This is a genomic window from Cupriavidus sp. 05T313, from assembly GCF_056396665.1.
On the sequence record NZ_JBFTLX010000119.1, the window covers coordinates 1 to 19,861 of the forward strand.

The 19,861-nt window shown below is 66.3% G+C and carries 18 protein-coding genes and 1 pseudogene; 9 read left to right on the top strand and 10 right to left on the bottom strand.

Annotated elements, in window-relative coordinates; translation table 11 throughout:
- A pseudogene (locus tag AC1DKD_RS23590) lies at window positions 1-130 on the bottom strand (DUF1857 domain-containing protein); the annotation flags it as partial.
- A 147-nt stretch (window positions 131-277) separates the two neighbouring features.
- Here AC1DKD_RS23590 and AC1DKD_RS23595 point away from each other — a divergent pair.
- From AC1DKD_RS23595 to AC1DKD_RS23625, 7 genes are all read left to right on the top strand, one after another.
- Window positions 278-1,009, top strand: coding sequence for an SGNH/GDSL hydrolase family protein (locus AC1DKD_RS23595; protein WP_441634675.1), 732 nt, complete (start codon window positions 278-280; stop codon window positions 1,007-1,009).
- 214 nt (window positions 1,010-1,223) lie between these two features.
- Window positions 1,224-1,655: a VOC family protein gene (locus AC1DKD_RS23600; RefSeq protein ID WP_441634673.1), complete on the top strand. Its 432-nt coding sequence runs from the start codon at window positions 1,224-1,226 to the stop codon at window positions 1,653-1,655.
- Between the two features lie 313 nt (window positions 1,656-1,968).
- A complete protein-coding gene (locus AC1DKD_RS23605) occupies window positions 1,969-3,156 on the top strand; it encodes an acyl-CoA dehydrogenase family protein (protein WP_441634671.1) in 1,188 nt (395 codons plus the stop codon).
- A 46-nt stretch (window positions 3,157-3,202) separates the two neighbouring features.
- Window positions 3,203-3,547: a DUF3088 domain-containing protein gene (locus AC1DKD_RS23610; RefSeq protein ID WP_441634669.1), complete on the top strand. Its 345-nt coding sequence runs from the start codon at window positions 3,203-3,205 to the stop codon at window positions 3,545-3,547.
- 22 nt (window positions 3,548-3,569) lie between these two features.
- On the top strand, window positions 3,570-4,817 hold the full coding sequence (locus AC1DKD_RS23615; protein WP_477143772.1) for an acyl-CoA dehydrogenase family protein: 1,248 nt from the start codon (window positions 3,570-3,572) through the stop codon (window positions 4,815-4,817).
- Window positions 4,814-6,169 (top strand): LLM class flavin-dependent oxidoreductase, encoded by a 1,356-nt coding sequence (locus AC1DKD_RS23620; RefSeq protein WP_441634665.1) that lies wholly within the window; start codon window positions 4,814-4,816, stop codon window positions 6,167-6,169. Before AC1DKD_RS23615 ends, AC1DKD_RS23620 begins: the two co-directional genes overlap by 4 nt.
- 39 nt (window positions 6,170-6,208) lie before the next feature.
- Window positions 6,209-7,585, top strand: coding sequence for an LLM class flavin-dependent oxidoreductase (locus AC1DKD_RS23625; protein ID WP_441634663.1), 1,377 nt, complete (start codon window positions 6,209-6,211; stop codon window positions 7,583-7,585).
- Window positions 7,586-7,901: 316 nt separating this feature from the next.
- Here the strand turns inward: AC1DKD_RS23625 and aceB are convergent, their stop codons facing one another.
- Both aceB and AC1DKD_RS23635 read right to left on the bottom strand, forming a co-directional pair.
- Entirely contained in the window at window positions 7,902-9,488 is a 1,587-nt protein-coding gene (gene aceB / locus AC1DKD_RS23630; protein WP_441634661.1) for a malate synthase A, read from the bottom strand.
- Between the two features lie 43 nt (window positions 9,489-9,531).
- Window positions 9,532-10,233 carry a haloacid dehalogenase type II gene (locus AC1DKD_RS23635; protein WP_045241533.1) on the bottom strand — a complete coding sequence of 234 codons (702 nt, stop codon included), beginning with the start codon at window positions 10,231-10,233 and terminating at the stop codon, window positions 9,532-9,534.
- Between the two features lie 242 nt (window positions 10,234-10,475).
- On the opposite strand from AC1DKD_RS23635, the gene AC1DKD_RS23640 reads away from it, so the two are divergent.
- Complete coding sequence (locus tag AC1DKD_RS23640; protein WP_441634659.1) at window positions 10,476-11,426, top strand: LysR family transcriptional regulator; 951 nt, start codon at window positions 10,476-10,478, stop codon at window positions 11,424-11,426.
- Window positions 11,427-11,537: 111 nt separating this feature from the next.
- The gene (locus tag AC1DKD_RS23645) at window positions 11,538-11,972 is read left to right on the top strand and encodes a universal stress protein (RefSeq protein ID WP_035864994.1); all 435 of its coding nucleotides are present in this window, start codon (window positions 11,538-11,540) and stop codon (window positions 11,970-11,972) included.
- A gap of 116 nt (window positions 11,973-12,088) precedes the next feature.
- On the opposite strand, the gene loiP is transcribed toward AC1DKD_RS23645, so the two are convergent.
- The 7 genes from loiP to AC1DKD_RS23680 form a co-directional block, all read right to left on the bottom strand.
- Complete coding sequence (gene loiP / locus AC1DKD_RS23650; protein ID WP_477143773.1) at window positions 12,089-12,841, bottom strand: metalloprotease LoiP; 753 nt, start codon at window positions 12,839-12,841, stop codon at window positions 12,089-12,091.
- A 360-nt stretch (window positions 12,842-13,201) separates the two neighbouring features.
- A complete protein-coding gene (gene aceA, locus AC1DKD_RS23655; RefSeq protein WP_477143774.1) occupies window positions 13,202-14,497 on the bottom strand; it encodes an isocitrate lyase in 1,296 nt (431 codons plus the stop codon).
- 430 nt (window positions 14,498-14,927) lie between these two features.
- Entirely contained in the window at window positions 14,928-15,347 is a 420-nt protein-coding gene (locus tag AC1DKD_RS23660; RefSeq protein WP_441634652.1) for a gamma-glutamylcyclotransferase family protein, read from the bottom strand.
- 2 nt (window positions 15,348-15,349) lie between these two features.
- Entirely contained in the window at window positions 15,350-15,847 is a 498-nt protein-coding gene (gene rraA / locus AC1DKD_RS23665) for a ribonuclease E activity regulator RraA (RefSeq protein ID WP_477102495.1), read from the bottom strand.
- A 61-nt stretch (window positions 15,848-15,908) separates the two neighbouring features.
- Complete coding sequence (locus tag AC1DKD_RS23670) at window positions 15,909-17,651, bottom strand: thiamine pyrophosphate-binding protein (RefSeq protein ID WP_477143775.1); 1,743 nt, start codon at window positions 17,649-17,651, stop codon at window positions 15,909-15,911.
- A 91-nt stretch (window positions 17,652-17,742) separates the two neighbouring features.
- Complete coding sequence (locus AC1DKD_RS23675) at window positions 17,743-19,002, bottom strand: MFS transporter (RefSeq protein ID WP_441634646.1); 1,260 nt, start codon at window positions 19,000-19,002, stop codon at window positions 17,743-17,745.
- Between the two features lie 122 nt (window positions 19,003-19,124).
- Window positions 19,125-19,861: LytR/AlgR family response regulator transcription factor (locus tag AC1DKD_RS23680; protein WP_477143776.1), on the bottom strand; the 737-nt coding region annotated here is incomplete at its 5' end.

Here is a 19,861-nt window from a genome sequence, read left to right on the forward strand (position 1 = left end):
CACACACAAACAGCTCGGGCTCGGCACTGCGCAGCACCAGCCCTTGCCAGAGCTGCTCCGGCGTAAGCATGTCCAACTGGATATTTCGTGGATCGTTGATCTCCACCAGGTGCTCGAAACGCAACTTCACTCTCCCGATCTATTGTTAGCCGATATTATGAGGGTTTCCGAGCCAAGGTTCGCAGCAAAACTTCCGCGCCCGGAACCCTGTCGCAAAGCTGCCAATGCGGCTTTACCCGACGCTTCCCGCCAGTCCTGCCCGCCACGGAGAATGCCCATGAGCCATCCCCCGCAGTCCGCTACCGTTCCCTCCCCCCTCGACAGCGCGTACGCCGACCCGCTCCAGGTATTGGTCTATGCCGACTCGCTGTCGTGGGGCATCGTGCCGGGAACGCGGCAGCGCCTGCCCTGGCCGGTGCGCTGGCCTGGGCGCCTGGAGCTTGCCCTGAATGTGGCGAACGGCGCGGCCGCCGGCGGCCAGCGCCCGGTCCGCATACTCGAAGACTGCCTCAACGGCCGCCGCACGGTCTGGGACGACCCCTTCAAACCCGGCCGCAACGGCATCCAGGGCCTGGCACAGCGCATGGAAATGCACGCGCCGCTGGCCCTCGTCATCCTGATGCTCGGCAGCAACGACTTCCAGTCCATGCACCCGCACAATGCCTGGCATGCCGCGCAAGGCATCGGCGCCCTGCTCGACGCGATCCGCGGCGCGCCCATCGAGCCCGGCATGCCGGTGCCGCCGGTACTGGTGCTGGTGCCGCCCCCCATCACTAAGCCGCGCGGGCCGCTGGCGCCCAAGTTCGCGGGTGGCGAGCACAAATGCGCCGGGCTGGCGCAAGCCTTTGAGGCGGTCTGCCGCGCCCGCGGTTGCGACTGGTTCGACACCGGCACGGTGATCCGCAGCAGCGAGGTCGACGGCGTGCACCTTGATGCCGCCGACCATATGGCGCTCGGCGATGCGCTGGCGCCCGTCGTGGCCGCGCTGCTGGCGCCGGCGCGCGCCTGAAGGCCGCTCCGGGCGCCTTGCCAGCCTTGCGCGGACGGGCGCCGGCTACAACACTCCTGACAGTATTTGTCAGGAGTGTTGGCGCACAATCCCGCTCCTCACTCAGCGGATGTTTGCTGGCAAGCGTCTGACTCACCATCCGCATCCGGCACGCACGTGGCGGCAGGCGGAACGCTCCGGAGTGAAATCGCCCCAATCTAAGCAGGAGGCAGCGATGCAATTGCTGGTCAATATCGATGTCGACGACCTCGCGCGCGGCATCGGCTTCTATCAGCGCGGCCTGGGACTGCGCCTGGCGCGCAAGCTGTTCGACGGAACCGTGGCAGAAATGGCGGGCGGCACCACGCCCATCTACCTGCTCGCCGGTGCGCCAGGCACCTCGCCCGGCGCACGTGCCGACGGACGGCGCAACTATCGCCGGCGCTCGATGCCGGTACAACTCGACTTTGTGGTGGAAGACCTCGAAGCCGCCATCGAGCGCGCGCTGGAAGCCGGCGCCGAACTCGAGGACTGGCCGCAGGATTTCGTCTGGGGCCGGCAGGCCATGCTGTCCGATCCCTTCGGCCATGGCATCTGTTTCATCGAGTGGAAGGGCGAAGGATACGGTGCTGCAATGGACGGGAAACGAGCCGTGGAGGCGGCCTAGCGGCGGCGCTGCCGCAAGCGCGGTTCGCCTGGGCACGGGCCCCTTCCGAACTGTCGCGAGGAAATTCCTGCGAGTGGCCATCGCGGCGGGCCGCCATCCATAAAAGTGGATATGCAAGCGCAGTTTGCTTCGTTGGTGGCGTGGCGAGCTTGTTCTATCGTGTCTCCGGTGCAAACAACGAGACGACAAAGAGAAGACAACGCTGAGCTTGCCAGGGACATCGCCGGCCAACCTGCCGGCCGTGTTCCGGCGGGCTCCAGGCCCAACCGGACCGCCCGGCGCATCGCCGCCGGTCCACCTCGCCAAATCAAGCATGTCCACCTTCGGCCCGGATCTGACCGATCCCTTCGTCGCCCGCGCAGTGGTGCTGCGCGAGTCCTTCCATACCGATGCCGCGCAGCGCGACAAAGCCGGCGGCCGGCCCACCGCGCAGATTCGCCTGCTCAAGGAAAGCGGCCTGCTGGCGGCCGGCATTCCGGCGGCTTACGGCGGCGGCGGCGCTTCGTGGCTGTCGCTGCTGCGGGTCGTGCGCGAGTTCGCGCGCACCGATGGCTCGCTGGCCCACCTCTTCGGCTACCACCACCTCCCCGTGCATACCGTGCTGGCGCGCGGCGCGCCGGAGCAGAAAGACCGCCTCCTGCGTGAGGCCGCGCAGCAGCAATGGCTATGGAGCAATTCGGGCAATGCCCTGTCGAAGACCTCCGGCGCCCGGCGCGCGCCCGGCAACGATGGCTGGATAGTCACCGGCTTCCGGCCCTTCTCCAGCGGCACGCATGTGGCCGACGTGATCCAGGTCGCCTGGGAAAACGAACTCGGCCAGCGGCTGACGGGCGTCGTGCCGGCGGAGCGCGCCGGCATCGTGATCGAGGATGACTGGGACGGCATCGGCCAGCGCCAGACCGGCAGCGGCACCGTCACCTTCAACGGCGTGCTGGTGCGCGACGACGAACTCCTGGGCCAGCCCGACGATCCGCTGACGCCCTTTGCCTCGCTGGTCACGCTGCTGCAGCAAAGCGTGCTGCTCAATGTGTTCATTGGCACGGCGCAGGGAGCGCTGGACGAAGGCCGTGCCTATACCGCCACGCAGTCGCGCCCGTGGATCCACTCGGGCGTGGCGCGCCATGTCGATGACCCGTGGGTCCAGCGCAAGTACGGCGAACTCGCCATCCGCACGCTGGCGGCCACGGAACTGGCCGACCAGGCCGCGCGCAGCCTGGACGCGATCTACCGCCACGGCGCGGCGCTGACGCCGGAGTTGCGCGGACGCGCGGCGATCGAACTGGCCACGGCCAACCTGTACGCGGGGGAAACCGGTCTGGCCGTTTCCAGCGAGATCTTCGAGGTCATGGGCGCGCGCTCCGCCACCAACGCCAACGGCTTCGACCGCTTCTGGCGCAACGTGCGCACGCATACGCTGCACAACCCGGCGGAATACAAGAAACGCACGGTGGGCACATGGCTGCTCACGGGCGAATTCCCCTCCCCGGCCGTGTACCGCTGACTTTACCGATCACCCGGTATTCCATTGATTCATTTCATTGATTCCCATGAGCCGCGATCGACTGTTCCTGCTGCAACCCGGATTCACCGACCCCAAGCAACCCGGCGAACGCTACGTCTGCCCGCATTGCCTGGCCATCGAAGGCTTGCTGGCCTCTGACCCGGCGCTGGCCGGGCATCTCGACATCACGCGCGTGCCCTTCGCGCGTCCGCGCCAGACGGTGATCGCCGTGCTCGGCGAAGCGCACCAGGGCCTGCCCGCGCTGGTCCTGGGCGACGCCGCGCCGGCACCCGCCGATGCGCAAGCCCTGGGCGAACTGCGCTTCGTCACCGACAGCCGCCGCATCCTCGAACTGCTGGCCGAACGCCACGGTTTTGCCAAGGTGCACTGAGCGCACCAACCGGAACGCCATCATGACCGCTAACGTCGCTTACCTTCACGCGCTGGAAGATGCAGCGCCCGCGCTGTTCGAACCCGACTCCGGCAACCCCTTCGTCACGCGCGCCGTGGCACTGCGCGACCGCTTCGCCGGAGACGCCATCGCGCGCGACCAGGCCGGCGGGAAACCACTGGCACAGATCCGCTTGCTCAAGGAGCACGGCCTGCTGGCCCTACTGCTGCCGCGCGAGCATGGCGGCCAGGGCGAGTCCTGGTCGACCGTGCTGCGCATCACACGCCTGTTCGCACAGGTGGATGGCTCGCTTGGCCATCTGTTCGGCTATCACTACAGCAGCCTGCTGAGCCCGCGCTTGCGCAATGCACCGGAGAAGGCGGCCAGCCTGTGGCGCCGGTCAGTCGAGGGCAACTGGTTCTGGGGCAATACCGCCAACAGCTTTTCCAACAGCCTGTTTGGCCGGCGCGACGGGGAGTGGTTCGTGCTGGACGGCTACCGCCCCTTCACCTCGGGCTCGCATGTCGCCGACTTCCTGGCGATTGCCTGGGAGGATGCCGAAAGCGGCGAGCGACGCTTCGCCGCGATTCCCGCGGACCGCGAGGGCATCGTGATCGAGGATGACTGGGACGGCATCGGCCAGCGCCAGACCGGCAGCGGCCGCGTCACCTACCGCGGCGTGCGCGTACACCAGGACGAGGTGCTGGGCGAGCCCGTGCCGCTGAATCCCACCGGCGCGCCGCCCGAGCCCTACCGCACGGTCACGCCGCTGCAGCAGCAAAGCGTGCTGCTCAACGTGTTTATCGGCACGGCCCAGGGCGCGCTGCGCGCCGGGYGCGAATACACGGTGCACCAGTCGCGCCCGTGGATCCACTCGGGCGTGGAGCGCCATGTCGACGACCCCTGGGTGCGGCGCCAGTACGGCGAACTCTGGGTCAGGACCCAGGCTGCCACCGCGCTGGCCGACCGCGCGCTGGCGGCGCTCGACGGCGTGCAGGCGCGCGGCGAAAAGCTCACCGCCGAAGAACGCGGCGAAGCGGCTGTCGCCATTGCGGCAGCCAATGTGCTGGCCGGCGAAGTCGCTTTGCAGGTCTCCAGCGATATCTTCGAAGTCACCGGCGCACGCTCGGCGGTGCGCAAGGTTGGCCTGGACCGCTTCTGGCGCAACGCCCGCATCCACACGCTGCACAACCCGTCGGAATACAAGACCCGCAATGTAGGCCGCTGGGTACTCGGCGAAGGCCATCCGGAACCGGGGACATTCCAATGAGCGCACCGCTTGCATCGCGCCGGCCGCGCCAGCTTCACCTCAACATCAACATCCTGCATTCGGGTTTCGTGCCGTCGGCCTGGCGGCTGCCCGAGAGCGACCCCGGCGCCTTCGCCGATGTGCGGCACTACATCCGCGTGGCGCAGATCGCCGAGGCCGGCAAGCTCGACGCGGTCTTCCTCGCGGATAACGCCGCCATCGTCGACCAGATCCACTTCCGCCCGATCACCGCGCTGGAGCCGACCGTGCTGCTGGCGAGCATCGCGGCGGCCACCACGCATATCGGCCTGATCGGCACGGCGTCCACCAGCTACAACGAGCCCTACAACATCGCGCGGCGTTTCGCCACGCTGGACCACGTGAGCGCCGGGCGCGCCGGATGGAATGTGGTCACCACCGCCGACGCGCCCTCGGCGCGCAACTTCGGGCGCGACGCGGCGCCGGATCACGCGCAGCGCTATGCGCGCGCTTCCGAGTTCACCGCGGTCGTCAAGGCGCTGTGGGACAGCTGGGAGGACGATGCCTTCGTCGGCGACAAGACATCGGGCCGCTTCGTCGACCCGGGCAAGGTGCTGCCGATCGCGCACCATGGCGAGCATTTCTCGGTGCAAGGACCGCTCAACCTGCCGCGTTCGCCGCAAGGCCATCCGGTGGTGGTGCAGGCAGGCGGCTCCGCGGATGGCCGCGAGCTGGCGGCGCGCCACGCGGAAGCCGTGTTCTCGGCCTCGCAATCGTTCGAGGAGTCGCTGGCCTACGGGCGCGAGCTGAAATCGCGCGCGCAGGCGCTAGGGCGCGGACCCGATGCCGTTCAGGTGCTGGCGGGGCTGACCACCATCATCGGCGCAACGGAAGCACAGGCGCGCCGGCGGCGCGACGAGCTGGTCGACCTGATCCCGTGGGACTACAGCCTGACGCGGCTGGCCGGCACGCTGGGCATCACGCCGGACCGCCTCAAGCTCGACGAACGCCTGCCCGCCAGCCTCGCCCTGCCGGCCAATGGCAACGGCAACCATACCTTCTTCAATGCCACGCTCGCGCTGGCGCGGCGCCACGGCTATACCGTGCGCGAACTGATCCGCGAGCTGGCGGGCGGCGGCGGGCACCGCGTGATCGTCGGCACGCCGGAGCAGATCGCCGACGACATCGAGCACTGGTTCCGGCACGGCGCGGCCGACGGCTTCAACCTGATGCCCGATGCATTGCCCGGCGGACTGCAGGATTTTGTCGACGGCGTGGTGCCGATCTTGCAGCGGCGCGGCATCTTCCGCACGGAGTACGAAGGCGGCACGCTGCGCGAGCATCTGGGCCTGGCACGGCCGCAAGGGCGGCAAAGCGCCCGCGAGTCGGCCTGACACCAACACTGACATCAGCAAGACGCGAGACAATCCATCATGGCTCAACGTAGCGGTTTCCTCAGCCTGGGCGCCTTCCTTTACCCCAGCGGCCACCATATCGCCGCCTGGCGCCATCCCGACGCCAAGGCCGACGCCGGCATCGACTTCAGGCATTACGTGGCGCTGGCGCAGGCCGCCGAGGCGGCGAAGTTCGACCTGATCTTCCTGGCCGACGGCGTGGGCACGCGCGGCGACGATACCGAGTTTCTCAGCCGCACCGCGCACAGCTACCAGGCGCAGTTCGAACCCATCACCCTGCTATCGGCACTGGGCGCGGTGACCGAGCGCATCGGCCTGGTCGGCACGGCATCGACGAGCTTCAACGAGCCCTATCACGTGGCCCGCAAGTTCGCCTCTCTGGACCACATTTCCGGTGGACGCGCGGGCTGGAACCTGGTCACATCGTCGAGCGAGCACGAAGCGCGCAACTTCAACCGCGACCACCACCTGGCGCATGCCGAGCGCTACGAGCGAGCCGCCGAATTTGCCGACGTGGTCACCGGCCTGTGGAACAGCTGGGAAGACGACGCCTTCCTGCGCGACAAGGCCAGCGGGCGCTACTACGATCCGGCCCGGCGCCATGTGCTGCGCCACAAGGGCAAGCATTTCTCGGTGCAGGGGCCGCTTAACGTTTCGCGGACGCCGCAGGGCCACCCGGTCGTGGTGCAGGCTGGCTCATCGGAAGCCGGCAAGGAGCTGGCGGCCCGCACCGGTGAGGCTGTGTTCACGGCGCAGCAGACCGTGGAGGACGCGGTGGCGTTCTATGCCGACGTCAAGGGGCGGCTAGCCAGATACGGCCGCGAGCCGGACGATCTCAAGATCCTGCCCGGCGTGTTCCCGGTCGTGGCGGAAAGCGAGAGCGAAGCCCGGGAGAAATTCGAGCAACTGCAATCGCTGATCGACCCCGTGGTCGGGCTGGCACTGGTATCGGGCCTGAGCGGCGGCTTCGACCTGTCCGGCTATCCGCTCGACGGGCCGATTCCCGAACTGCCCGAGACCAACGCCAGCAAGAGCCGCCAGCGCCTGGTGATCGATCTCGCGCGGCGCGAGAACCTGACCATCCGCCAGCTCTACCAGCGCGTGGCCGGCGCGCGCGGCCACTGGCAACTGGTCGGCACGCCCGTACAGATCGCGGACCAGCTCGAAGAGCGCTTCCGGAAATTCGGCGCCGACGGCTACAACATCATGTCGCCGGTATTGCCGGGCGGGCTCACCGATTTCATCGCGCTGGTGCTGCCGGAATTGCGCCGCCGCGGCCTGTTCCGTACCGAGTACTCGGGCAGCACGCTGCGCGAACACCTGGGCCTCAAGCGCCCCGCGCATCCCGCAGCCGCCTCCGGACCCGCCACCTCCATCATTGCCGCTGCCGCATGACCACTTCGCCCTCCCTCCCCGCATCCGATCCGGACTTCCTCGCGCGTGAAACGCTGCGCCCGCTCGGACCCGCAGCACGTCACTACGGCAAGTGCGCTGCTATCCATTGCGACACGAAGACCGTACACCCGATGAACAGTGTGAAGCCGATGCAATAAGCGCTGAGGATGTGCCAGCGGGCGGCGGACCGCCGAACCAGCGCCACCGGCAGCGGATGTGCCCAGCCGGGCGCATCCATAAAAAAACCCGCAGCGCGGGTGGCTGCGGGTTATTTACGCCGGGGCAGAACCCCGGCCAGTCTACTGCAACGGTCCGATCAGATTTCCTCGTACAGCGGCAGCGTCAGGAACTCGGCAAAATCTTCCGACGTGGACATCTGCTCGAAGATTTCGCCGGCGCGGTCATAGGTCCTGGTGTCGCCACCGACGAACTCCTTGACCTTGGCCAGTTCTTCCGGGATCAGCGCGCGCACCATCTCTGCGGTCACCTTGCGGCCGTCTTCCAGCTTGCCCTTGGGCGAGCGGATCCACTGCCACACTTGCGAGCGCGAGATTTCGGCGGTGGCGGCGTCTTCCATCAGGTTATGGATGGGCACGCAGCCGTTGCCGGCCAGCCAGGAGCCGAGGTAGTGGATGCCGACGTTGATGTTCATGCGCAGGCCGGCTTCGGTGATCGGGGTTTCCGGCTGGAAGTCCAGCAGGTCCTTGGCGGTCACGTTAACGTCGTCGCGCTGCTTGCCGAACTGGTTGGGCGCGTCGCCCAGCACTGCCACGAATTCCTTCATGGCCGGCTCGACCAGTCCCGGGTGCGCCACCCAGCCGCCGTCGTAGCCGTCGGTGGCATCGCGCTTCTTGTCGTTGATGATGCCTTGCATGGCGATGGCGTTCTTCTCCGGATCGTTCTTGATCGGGATCAGTGCGCTCATGCCGCCGATGGCGGGCGCGCCGCGCTTGTGGCAGGTCTTGAGCAGCAGCAGCGCGTACGAGCGCATGAACGGCGAGGTCATGGTGACCTTGGCGCGGTCGGCCAGGCAGAAGTTCTTGTCAACCTTGAACTTCTTGATGCACGAGAAGATGTAGTCCCAGCGGCCGGCGTTCAGGCCAGCGCTGTGCTCGCGCAGTTCATACAGGATTTCTTCCATCTCGAAGGCGGCCAGGATCGTTTCGATCAGCACGGTCGCCTTGACGGTGCCTTGCGGCAGGCCGATTTCGTTCTGGGCCATGACGAAGACGTCGTTCCACAGACGGGCTTCGAGGTGGCTTTCCATCTTCGGCAGGTAGAAGAACGGGCCGGCGCCGCGTGCGATCTGTTCCTTGGCGTTATGGAACAGGAACAGCGCGAAATCGAAGATGCCGCCGGAGACGCGCTGGCCGTCGATGGTGACGTGCTTTTCGTCCAGGTGCCAGCCGCGCGGRCGCACTTGCAACGTGGCGATCTTGTCGTTGAGCTTGTAGTGCTTGCCGTTCGAGTCCAGCGTGAGGGTGCGGCGCACGGCGGCCTTGAGGTTCACCTGACCCTGCAACTGGTTGTGCCAGTTGGGGGTGTTGGAGTCCTCGAAGTCGGTCATGTAGCTGTCCGCGCCGGAGTTGAACGCGTTGATGACCATCTTGGCTTCCACCGGGCCGGTGATTTCCACGCGGCGGCAATGCAGCGCGGGGGGCACCGGCGCGACCTTCCAGTCGCCTTCGCGCACGCTCTTGGTTTCAGGCAGGAAGTCGGGCAGCTCGCCGGCGTCCAGGCGCTTGGTGCGCTCGACGCGGGCAGCCAGCAGTTGCTGGCGGCGCGGCTCGAAGGCGCGATGCAGTTTGTCCACCAGGGCCAGGGCCGCCGGCGTGAGGATGTCTTCGTAGGCCGGCAGGATTTCGCCGGTAATCTTCATGCCCGCAGGCAGCGTGATGGCCATCAGTGTTCTCCTGTGATCGATGGTTTGTTTAGGGTGCCCGCTGTCAAACCGCCGCACCGCGGGTGCGGGCGAATTCGAGCAGGTCGTTCATGTCGTGCCCGGTGCCGGAGGGGCTCACATCGAGCTGCTCCGCCGGATGGCCGGCACGATTGATCCAGAACGTGGTGTAGCCATACCAGGTGGCGCCGCAAGCGTCCCAGCCGTTGGACGAGACGAAGAGGATTTCCCCGGCCGGTACGCCGAAGGCCTTGGGGCCCAGCGCGTAGGCGTCGGGCGCGGTCTTGTACATGCGCACCGCATCCACCGACAGCACGTGGTCGAACAGCCCGTGCATGCCGGCGCTCTTGACCGAGATGTCCAGCATCTCGGGATTGCCGTTGGACAGGATGCCCAGCGGCAGCCCGGCGGCCCGCAGGCGCTTGAGCGCCCCGAGATTCTCCGGGAAGGCAGACAGGCAGGCATATTCCTTGAGCAGCTGCGCCTCCGCGGCGGGGTTCAGCACCAGTTGCAGGCGCTCGGCGGCATAGCGCAGCGCGTCCACCGTGATCGCCCAGAACGGCTTGTAGTATGCGCCGTCGGGCGCGGCCAGCGAGCGGATGCGGGTGTAGTCGATCTGCCGCTCGCGCCACAGCAGCGCCAGCGCTTCGCCCTTGCCCGGAAACAATTGCTCCGCGCGCGCGGTGACGGAATACACGTCGAACAGCGTGCCGTAGGCATCGAAGACGACTGCGCGGATCTTTTGCATGAGCTGAAGCGGTTCCCCTGGGCAAACCCGGCAGGCCAGCGCATTGCGTGGGCCTGTACACCAATGAATGCATGCATTGTAGGGAGACGTTGCGGTGCGGCAAAGTCGGCCCGGGTCACTTGATCTTTTACTTTTACCCCACTAATCTTTGCGAACGCTGTAAAGAATAGGCACCAAATCCACCCCATTGCTTCAAGCCCCCCGATTTTTGGGCGGAATGAGGCACAAAACTGGCGAATACCGTGGATCATTTCAAGCAATTGGAGACGTTCGTCTCCGTGGCCGCGCGGGGCAGCCTGTCGGCGGCGGCGGCGGCGGAGGGYGTGGCGCCTGCCATCATCGGGCGCCGCATCGATGCGCTGGAAGAGCGCCTGGGCGTCAAGCTGCTGCTGCGCACCACCCGCAAGATCAGCCTGACCTTCGAGGGCTCGGCGTTCCTGGAGGACTGCCAGCGCATCCTCAACGACCTGCACAACGCCGAAGCCAGCGTCTCGGCCGGCGGCGTCAAGGCCAGCGGCCACCTGCGCGTGACCGCGCCGGCTGGCTACGGGCGCAAGCATGTGGCGCCGCTGGTGCCGCTGTTCATCGAGTCGCATCCGGATGTGACCATCACCCTGGACCTGTCCGACCGCGTGGTCGACCTGGTCAACGAGGGCTTCGACTGCGCCATCCGCCTGGGCGACCTGCCCGATTCCAGCCTGGTCTCGATCCGCCTGGCCGAGAACCGGCGCGTGGTGGTGGCCTCTCCCAATTACCTGTCGCGTCACGGCGTACCCGCCCTGCCCGAGGACCTGACCCGCCACAATTGCCTGGCCTTCGGCGCCAGCGCCAATGTGCAGCGCGGCTGGGCCTTCCAGCAGGAAGGACGCCCTCTCACCGTCAAGGTCGGCGGCACCATGGAATGTTCCGATGGCGCGGTGCTGCACGCCTGGTGCCTGCAAGGCCACGGGCTGGCCTGGCGATCATGGTGGGAGGTGGGGCAAGAGATCGCGAGTGGCCGGCTGGTCACCGTGCTGGATGAGTTCCAGGCGCCGCCGATCGGCATTCATGCGGTCTTTCCGCAGCGCAAGCACTTGCCGCTGCGCGTGCGGCTGTTTATCGACCATCTGAAGAACACCTACGGGAATCCGGCGTACTGGCGGCGCGCGGAACAAGCTTCCGCCGCCAGGCAGCAACTGGCGGTCAATCAGTAATTTGATATAAGGCAATGACGCATGAGCCACCCCTGCCTACAATGAAATCCGACAGGTGCCGTGCGGCCTGCCCCCCACCACCCGTTAAACCGCGTCCCTAAGGAGTCCAGCATGTTCAAGCACATCCTGCTACCCACCGACGGTTCGGAGCTGTCCAAGAAAGCCATCGACGGCGCGCTGGAACTGGCCAAGACAATCAATGCGCGGGTCACCGCCTATGTCTGCCTGGAGGAATATCCCTACACGCCCTTCAGCGAGATCGTGGTGGAAGCGCCCCAGGCCTTCAAGGACCGCATCGAAAGCCAGGCCAAGCTGTACCTGAAGGAAGTGGAAACCGCAGCCAGGGCCGACGGCATCAGTTTTGACGCCGACATGAGCACCTTTGCCGTGCCCTACCTGGGCATCATCGACGCGGCCGAGCGCCATGGCTGCGACGTGATCTTCATGGCATCGCATGGCAGGCGCGGTCTCTCCGGCCTGTTGCTGGGCAGCGAAACACAGAAGGTACTCACGCACACAGACATTCCGGTCATCGTGTATCGCTGAGCGCCGGCACGCGCCATGGCATGAGGCGGTGGAATTCAAAAAGGCTGGCTGCCCGTCGGGGCAGCCAGCCTTTTCATCCTTCCGTCCTTCCGTCTAACCGGCTGCGCCGGTTGAGATCAGCTGGCCGACTTGATGCGGTCTTCGATATGCTTGGCGCGGTCTTCCGAGCCAGGGTGCGACGAGAACATGCCCGACTTGCCGCCGTCCAGCTTGGCCAGCTTCTGGAACGCCGAGACCAGGCCGCGGGTATTGGCCTTATTCTTGGTCAGCAGGTCGTACGAGTAGTCGTCGGCGGCGCTCTCCTGCGTTTGCGAGAATTGCGCGTTGATCAGCTGCTCGCCCAGTTCGCCCAGTTGCGATGCCGACAAGGCAGCCACGGCGCCATTGCCGCTGRCGGCCAGCGCGCCGCGCGCCGCCATGGCGGCGTATGCCACCTGCATCTTGTTCTTGGTGTGGCCCAGGGCCACGTGACCCAGTTCGTGGCCAACCACGCCGCGCACTTCGTCGTCGGTCATCATGTCCATCAGGCCGCTGTACACGCGCACGCAGCCGTTTGCCATGGCCCAGGCGTTGACGTCCTTGGTCAGGTAGACCTTGGCATTGACGTTCGGCACRCCGGGCGACTGCAGGCCGGCCATGATCTTGGTCAGGCGCTTGGCGTAGTTGCTGCTGGGCGCAGCTATCTTGTTGGTGCTGTCGAGCTCGGCGCACGACTTGTCGGACATGGTCTTGACGTCGCCGTCGCTCAGGGAGGCCGCCTTGAACAGCGACGTGCCGGCACCCATCATGCCGTCGACATTGGTGCCGGCGCAGCCGACCAGAATGGCGGAAAGACCGGCGATGGCCGCCAGGGAGAGTTTGTGCTTCATGCTTGGTTTTCTTCTTGGAATGTGCACCGGCTGGATTGCCGCCAGTGATCTTTATGGATATGCGCCGGTGACTAACCGGCAACCCTGCTGTGTGCCTCTTTTGACACACGGGTGGAATCATATCGCTGAAATCATTCCAAGTGAACGACAAATGTCTGAATCGCTACAGTCACAATTTTTGACATTTCTCACTCATCGACCCCGACTCCCCTGCCGGTCCGGGCATCGGCCAGGCGCCAGAAAGCAAAAAACCGCGCCGTCCCTGAGAGAGACACGGCGCGGCGCCTAAATGAAGGGCGTGATGGTCGCACGCCCTCCAGGTGACCAGCTATTGATCTGCAGATCCGAAGATCCGAAACATCAGGCCACTTTCTTGTCGTCGAAGAACTGTTCGTCTTCGGTCGAACCCTTGAGCGCGGTAGTCGACGACTGGCCGCCTTCGATGGTCTGGGTCACTGCGTCGAAGTAGCCGGTGCCGACTTCGCGCTGGTGCTTGACGGCGGTGAAGCCCTTCTCGGCCGCCTTGAACTCGTTTTCCTGCAGTTCGACGAAGGCGGTCATCTGGTTGCGGGCATAGCCGTAGGCCAGGTTGAACATCGAGTAGTTCAGCGAGTGGAAGCCAGCCAGCGTGATGAACTGGAACTYGTAGCCCATGGCGCCCAGTTCCTTCTGGAACTTGGCGATGGTGGGGTCGTCCAGGTKCTTSYKCCAGTTGAASGACGGSGAGCAGTTGTAGGCCAGCAGCTTGCCAGGGAACTTGGCGTGGACGGCTTCGGCAAACTTCTTGGCGAATTCCAGGTCCGGCTTGCCGGTTTCGCACCACACCAGGTCGGCCACTTCCGCGTAGGCCAGGGCGCGGGAGATCGATTGCTCGATGCCGGGCTTGGTGCGGTAGAAGCCTTCCACCGTGCGCTCACCGGTGCAGAACGGGCGATCGCGCTCGTCCACGTCGGAAGTCAGCAGGTCGGCGGCTTCAGCGTCGGTACGGGCGATCACCAGGGTCGGCACGCCGGACACGTCGGCAGCCAGGCGCGCGGCGGTCAGCTTGGCGACAGCTTCACGCGTCGGCACCAGCACCTTGCCACCCATGTGGCCGCACTTCTTGACCGAAGCCAGCTGGTCTTCGAAGTGAACGCCGGCTGCGCCCGCGTCGATCATGGACTTCATCAGTTCGAAGGCGTTCAGCACGCCGCCGAAACCGGCTTCGGCATCGGCCACGATGGGCGCGAAGTAGTCGGTGTCGCCCTTGCCTTCGCTCCACTGGATCTGGTCGGCGCGCTGGAAGGTGTTGTTGATGCGGCGGACCACTTGCGGCACCGAGTTGGCCGGGTACAGCGACTGGTCSGGRTACATYTCGCCGGCCAGGTTGGCGTCGCCRGCSACTTGCCAGCCCGACAGGTAGATGGCCTTSAGGCCAGCCTTGACCTGTTGCATGGCCTGGTTGCCCGTCAGCGCGCCCAGCGTATTGACGAACGGTTCGGTGTTAAGCAGGTGCCACAGCTTTTCGGCACCGCGGCGGGCCAGGGTATGCTCGATCTGCACGGAGCCGCGCAGGCGCACAACGTCATCGGCGGTGTAGTGACGCGCGACGCCCTTCCAGCGGGGGTTGGTATCCCATTCTGTTTGCAGGTTCTTTGCTTCGGTTTCGCGGGACATTTCACTCTCCTAGTGATGATGACGGGTATGGCATAAGCAACTTGCGACAGGCTTGCCGGACCACGGTGCCGAGCTTGCCGACCGGTGCGCTTGGGGGGACGGTTTGGAGGCCAGGTCCTGCTGCCTCGCCACCCCTGTTTTTCACGCCTCAGGTCATGTGTCTTATATAAGAGTGTAGGGAAACGTCCCGCGTCGCAACAGCACGGAATGCAGTCGCTGCTGAGTTTTTTTACTGTTTTAAATCAATAACTTACGAAACATATTTCACGATACGGCAAACGGTTCTCCATCATGAGAAACGGCAGTTGTGCTTCGCATCTACATTTTTTGCCGCGCAAAACATCTTTCCGCATTGTGAAAAACAAACGGCCGGCAGTGCCGGCCGCGATGCTGCTCAAGGAGGAACGCATCCAGCACCCCCCGTGCGGTCCTACGCAGGCGGATTTGCCTCGCGCTCACGCCGGTAGGCCACCCAGTCACCGGAGGCAATGCGCGGCAAACCCGCCACCGCGTCCTCCCCCACCGGGTACAGCAGGCAGCGTACGGCCTGGTCGCCAGCCGTCACCACCTGCTCCTCGCGAACGAACAGCGTGGCCTGGCCCGGATAAACCTCTTCGATTTCATCGAGCACCGGCACCAGGGCGGCATCCACCTCGTACAAATCGCCAGCCACGCCGGGGGCGCCGGCATCCAGCACCAGGCCGGGATAGGTGCCGAAGTCATAGAGCCGGCCCGGCACGGTGGCGCAGCCGAGCAGGCGCGGCGCGGCAATGCCGTGCTTGCGCGCGGCCGCGTTGAGGTCGTTGACTTCGCCCGCGCGCAGGGTGCCGTAGACAAATACCACCGGCATGCTCAGCCCTCCAGCTTGCTGTCCGCCACCAGCACGCCATCGGCGTCGGCATAGATCCAGTTGCCGGGCCGCACCACGGCGCCGGGCATCTGCACCGTGACCTCGCGCTCGCCCACATTGCGCTTCTGGCTTTTCTGCGGATGCAGTGCCAGGGCGCGCACGCCGATATCGCAGACCGCAAGCTCAGCGCTATCGCGCACGCAGCCATTGACGATGATGCCGGCCCAACCGTTTTTCTCGGCCAGCACGCCAAGGTTGCCGCCCACCAGCGCGCAGCGCAGCGAGCCGCCGCCATCCACCACCAGCACGCGGCCGTTGCCGGGCGACTCGACCGCTTCGCGCACCAGCGAATTGTCCTCGAACAGCTTCAGCGTGGCAGCCGGGCCGGAAAACGCGGCGCGTTTGCCGAAATGGTGGAATACCGGCGCCAGCACGCGCAGCGAACCGTCGGCCAGCCGTGCCTCATTGGCGTCGCAGAGATCGGTGGTAGCAAAGCTCATGAAGAACTCCCAAATCAGAAAGGTGGAAAGAACACGTTAGACGAGGCGATGGCGGCCTGCCTCAGGACGCGCCCCGCGCGGCCAGCGCCTGGTCGCGAATGGCCTGCAGCGTGGTGCGCGGCGTGATCTGTTCCGGATCGATGCGGATCTCGATCAGGCTGGCAACCGGTGCGGCCAGCGCCTCGCGCAATGCCGGCTCGAACGCTTCGTTGCGGGTCACGACGGCGCCACGCGCGCCATATGCCCGCGCCAGCGCGGCGAAATCCGGGTTGTGCAGTTCGGTGCCGCTCACATGGCCGGGATACTCACGCTCCTGGTGCATGCGGATGGTGCCGTACATGCCATTGTTGACGACGATGATGATCACGGCCGCCCCGTACTGCATCGCGGTGGCAAGTTCCTGGCCATTCATCAGGAAGCAGCCATCCCCGGCCAGCGCCACCACCGTGCGCCCTGGAAAGGCGATCTTGGCGCCCACTGCCGCGGGCACCCCGTAGCCCATGGCGCCGCTGGTCGGCGCAAGCTGGCCGCGGCCGCCGCCGGCAAAAGGGCGATAGCGGAAATAGCGGTGCAGCCAGCTAGCGTAGTTGCCCGCGCCGTTGGTCACAACGGCATCGGCCGGCAGCACGGTATCCAGCGTGCGCACGATGGCGGCCATGTCCACGCCCTGCCCGGTATAGGTCGGCGGTGCCAGGTAGGCTTCGTAACCGGCGTGCGCTGCGGCGGTCCATGCCTGCCAGCGCGGCGTGGCGGGGGCATCGAGCTGGGCCAGCCGTTTCGCGATGGCCGGCATCGAGGCCTGCACCATCAGGTCGGCCTGGTAGACGCTGCCCAGTTCCTCGGCGCCCGCATGGACATGGATCAGGGCCTGCGCCGGCCGCGGCGCGGCCAGCAGCGCATAGCCCCCGGTGGTCATCTCGCCCAGCCTCGGGCCGATGGCAAGCACCAGGTCGCCAGCGCGGATGCGTTCGGCCAGTTGCGGGTTGATGCCGATACCGACATCGCCCGCATAGCTGGCGTGGCGGCTGTCGAACAGGTCCTGGAAGCGAAAGGCGCAGCCCACCGGCAACTGGAAGCGTCCGGCAAAATGCTGCAGGTCCTGGCAGGCCTCGGGCGTCCAGCCGCTGCCGCCGGCAATCACGAAAGGCCGCTCGGCGCTGCCCAGCATACTGGCAAGGCGGGCCAGATCGCCCTCGCCCGGCCAACTCATGACGCGCTGGTAGTGCGCCAGCTGCGTTAYGGCAACCTGCTGGGTCAGCATGTCCTCCGGCAGCGCCAGGACCACGGGGCCGGGCCTGCCCGAGGTAGCGGTCTGGTAGGCGCGGGCGATGTATTCGGGAATCCGCTCGGCCCGCTCGATCTGCGCCACCCACTTGGCCATCTGGCCGAACATGCGGCGGTAGTCGATCTCCTGGAAGGCCTCGCGATCGGCAAAATCGCTGCCGACCTGGCCGATGAAGAGAATCATCGGCGTGGAATCCTGGTACGCCGTATGGACGCCGATGCTGGCATTGGTGGCGCCGGGGCCGCGCGTGCAGAACGCCAGGCCGGGCTGCCCGGTCAGCTTGCCGTAGGCTTCGGCCATGACCGCCGCGCCCCCTTCCTGCCGGCAGATCACGAAGCGCAGGCGGTCGCGCCGCGCGTGGAAGCCATCGAGCACCGCCAGATAGCTCTCGCCGGGAACGCCGAAGGCCAGTTCGGCGCCGTGCGCCAGCAGCGCATCGACCAGGATATGGCCGCCCGGCTGGAGCGGCGGTGCCCCGTCGGGGGCGGCATGGGACGGCGTGGCGGCAGGATTGACCATGGGCAGTGGACAAGTTGATGGTTCCGTGCGGAACCGTGGATCAGGAATTTGGTATCAGCACAGGGCGTGGGCAGTCCGGGCCGGCAGCGTGTCAGCTGGCGGCCGCGCGGTTGCCCCCCGCATCACGGCGCGAGCGGTTGCCATTGCCTACCGTGACGGCGGTGAAGATCGCCAGCATCTGGAAAGCGCCGATCATGAAGAAGACCCAGCTCGGCCAGTGCGCATCCATCAGCATGCCGAAGAACAGCGGTCCGCTGGCCAGCCCGATATCCAGCCCGGAGTAGACCACGCCATAGACTCGCCCGGTGGCCCCGGCCGGCGCGGCGGCGCGCACCAGCAGATCGCGCGAAGGCCCGGCCGTACCGGCGCCGAAGCCGATCACGCCCATCAGCACCGGCACCATCACGGCCGGCAGCACGCCCAGCCCCACCACGATGGCGACAAGGCCCGACAGCGTGAAGCTCATCGCAATCAGGCGGTCGTGGTTGCTGGTGCGTCCCGCGGCGAAGCCGCCCACGATCATGCCGCCGGCGCTGCACAGCATGTAGACGGTGTAGGACGCCGTGGCCAGCGTCAGCGGCATGCCGTAGAGCTGGGTCAGTGCGGTCGGCGCGAAACTCTGGATGCCGGAGAACGAAAAGGTAGTGACCAGGAAGAAGGCCCAGCAGATCCACACCTGCGGCAACTTGAGAAACGCCAGCATGCTGCCGCCCGCCTTGGCCGCGGCCGGCCTGGGCGCCGCGCCGGCGGTGCCGCGCGGGTCGAGCACGTGCCGGAAGGCCAGCAGCACCGCCAGCACGCCGAAGGCCACGGCCGAAGCGCAGGCGAGCGCGGTGCGCCAGGTGCTGAACTCGGCAATGGTCACCAGGAAGATCGGCGCGGCGGCCCAGCCAAGGTTGCCCGAGATGCCGTGCACCGAGAACGCATGGCCCAGCCGCGGCTGCGACACATGTTTATTGAGCAAGGTGAAATCGGCGGGATGGAACACGCCATTGCCGATCCCCGCCACGCCGGCGCCAAGCAGCAGCATCGCGTAGCTGGGGCTGACCGACAGCAGCAGGGCCGCCGTGCCCAGCAGCCCAAGGCCGCCGAACAGCACCGGCTTGGCACCGAAGCGGTCGACCACGAAGCCAGACGCAGTCTGCACCACGGCCGAGACGGCGAAGAACACCGTCATCAGCAAACCCAGTTCGGCATAGCTCAGGCCAAACTCGGCCTTGATCCATGGGAACAGGGGCGCCAGCAGCAGGTGGAAAAAGTGGGAAACGCCGTGGGCCAGCCCGACCAGGCCAATGACCTGGGCATCGTGGCGCAACGGATTGCGAATGGGATCGAGAGCGGCGGCAGTCATCGGGCGTATCGTGCTGAACCTGGCGCGCCGGCCACTGCTGCCTGGCCCGGTCACGGACCAGGGGCGCGCTGCGAATATCGCATCATAGAGTAAAACCGCCCTCGGCAGGGGTGCCCTGCCCGCTACATCTGCTTGAACAGGTAGGCGTACTGGCGCGCCACCGGCAAGGTCTCCGCGCGATTGCGCAGCTTGAGCGCGAGCCGGCCGAGCGACTGGTTCACGGCACTGGCCACGCAGTCGATATTCACCACCGTGCCGCGATGGATCTGCCAGAAGCGTTCCGGATCGAGTTGCTGCGACAGTTCGCGCAGGCTGGTGCGGATCAGCGCTTCCCCGCTGGCGGACACGACGTTGACGTACTTGTCGGTCGCCTCTAGGTAGATCACTTCATCCACCGGGATGATGCGGATTTCCTGCCCGACCAGCGCCTTGATGAACCGCAGGTAGCCATGCTGGGGCGAACCCGCCGGGGCCTGCTGCGCTGGCGCGCCACCGGGCTCCAGGGTCTCGAGGCGGGCCAGCAACTGCGCCAGGCGATCGGTGTCGAGCGCGGAGCCGCCCTCCTCGCTCGCCTGCGCATGGGCCGCCAGCCTTGCCTTGAGGCGGTGCACAGTGGCCTCCAGCCGGTCGGGCTGCACGGGCTTGAGCACGTAGTCGACCGCCTCGCGCTCGAATGCTTCCAGCGCGAACTGGTCGTACGCCGTGACGAACACCACCAGGGGCGGCGGATCGAACGCCATCAGCTCGCGCGCCACGTCCATGCCGCTCATGCCCGGCATGCGGATATCGAGAAACGCAACCTGGGGCGCGTGCTGCCGGGCCGCCTCCAGCGCGGATACGCCGTCGTGCACCACGGAGA

Coding starts and splice junctions, on each gene's coding strand:
- AC1DKD_RS23645 (WP_035864994.1), top strand. CDS start 11,538: ATGTTCAAGCACATCCTGCTACCCACCGACGGTTCGGAGCTGTCCAAG.
- AC1DKD_RS23675 (WP_441634646.1), bottom strand. CDS start 19,002: ATGACTGCCGCCGCTCTCGATCCCATTCGCAATCCGTTGCGCCACGAT.
- AC1DKD_RS23635 (WP_045241533.1), bottom strand. CDS start 10,233: ATGCAAAAGATCCGCGCAGTCGTCTTCGATGCCTACGGCACGCTGTTC.
- AC1DKD_RS23610 (WP_441634669.1), top strand. CDS start 3,203: ATGAGCCGCGATCGACTGTTCCTGCTGCAACCCGGATTCACCGACCCC.
- AC1DKD_RS23600 (WP_441634673.1), top strand. CDS start 1,224: ATGCAATTGCTGGTCAATATCGATGTCGACGACCTCGCGCGCGGCATC.
- rraA (WP_477102495.1), bottom strand. CDS start 15,847: ATGAGCTTTGCTACCACCGATCTCTGCGACGCCAATGAGGCACGGCTG.
- AC1DKD_RS23625 (WP_441634663.1), top strand. CDS start 6,209: ATGGCTCAACGTAGCGGTTTCCTCAGCCTGGGCGCCTTCCTTTACCCC.
- AC1DKD_RS23595 (WP_441634675.1), top strand. CDS start 278: ATGAGCCATCCCCCGCAGTCCGCTACCGTTCCCTCCCCCCTCGACAGC.
- AC1DKD_RS23660 (WP_441634652.1), bottom strand. CDS start 15,347: ATGCCGGTGGTATTTGTCTACGGCACCCTGCGCGCGGGCGAAGTCAAC.
- AC1DKD_RS23605 (WP_441634671.1), top strand. CDS start 1,969: ATGTCCACCTTCGGCCCGGATCTGACCGATCCCTTCGTCGCCCGCGCA.
- AC1DKD_RS23620 (WP_441634665.1), top strand. CDS start 4,814: ATGAGCGCACCGCTTGCATCGCGCCGGCCGCGCCAGCTTCACCTCAAC.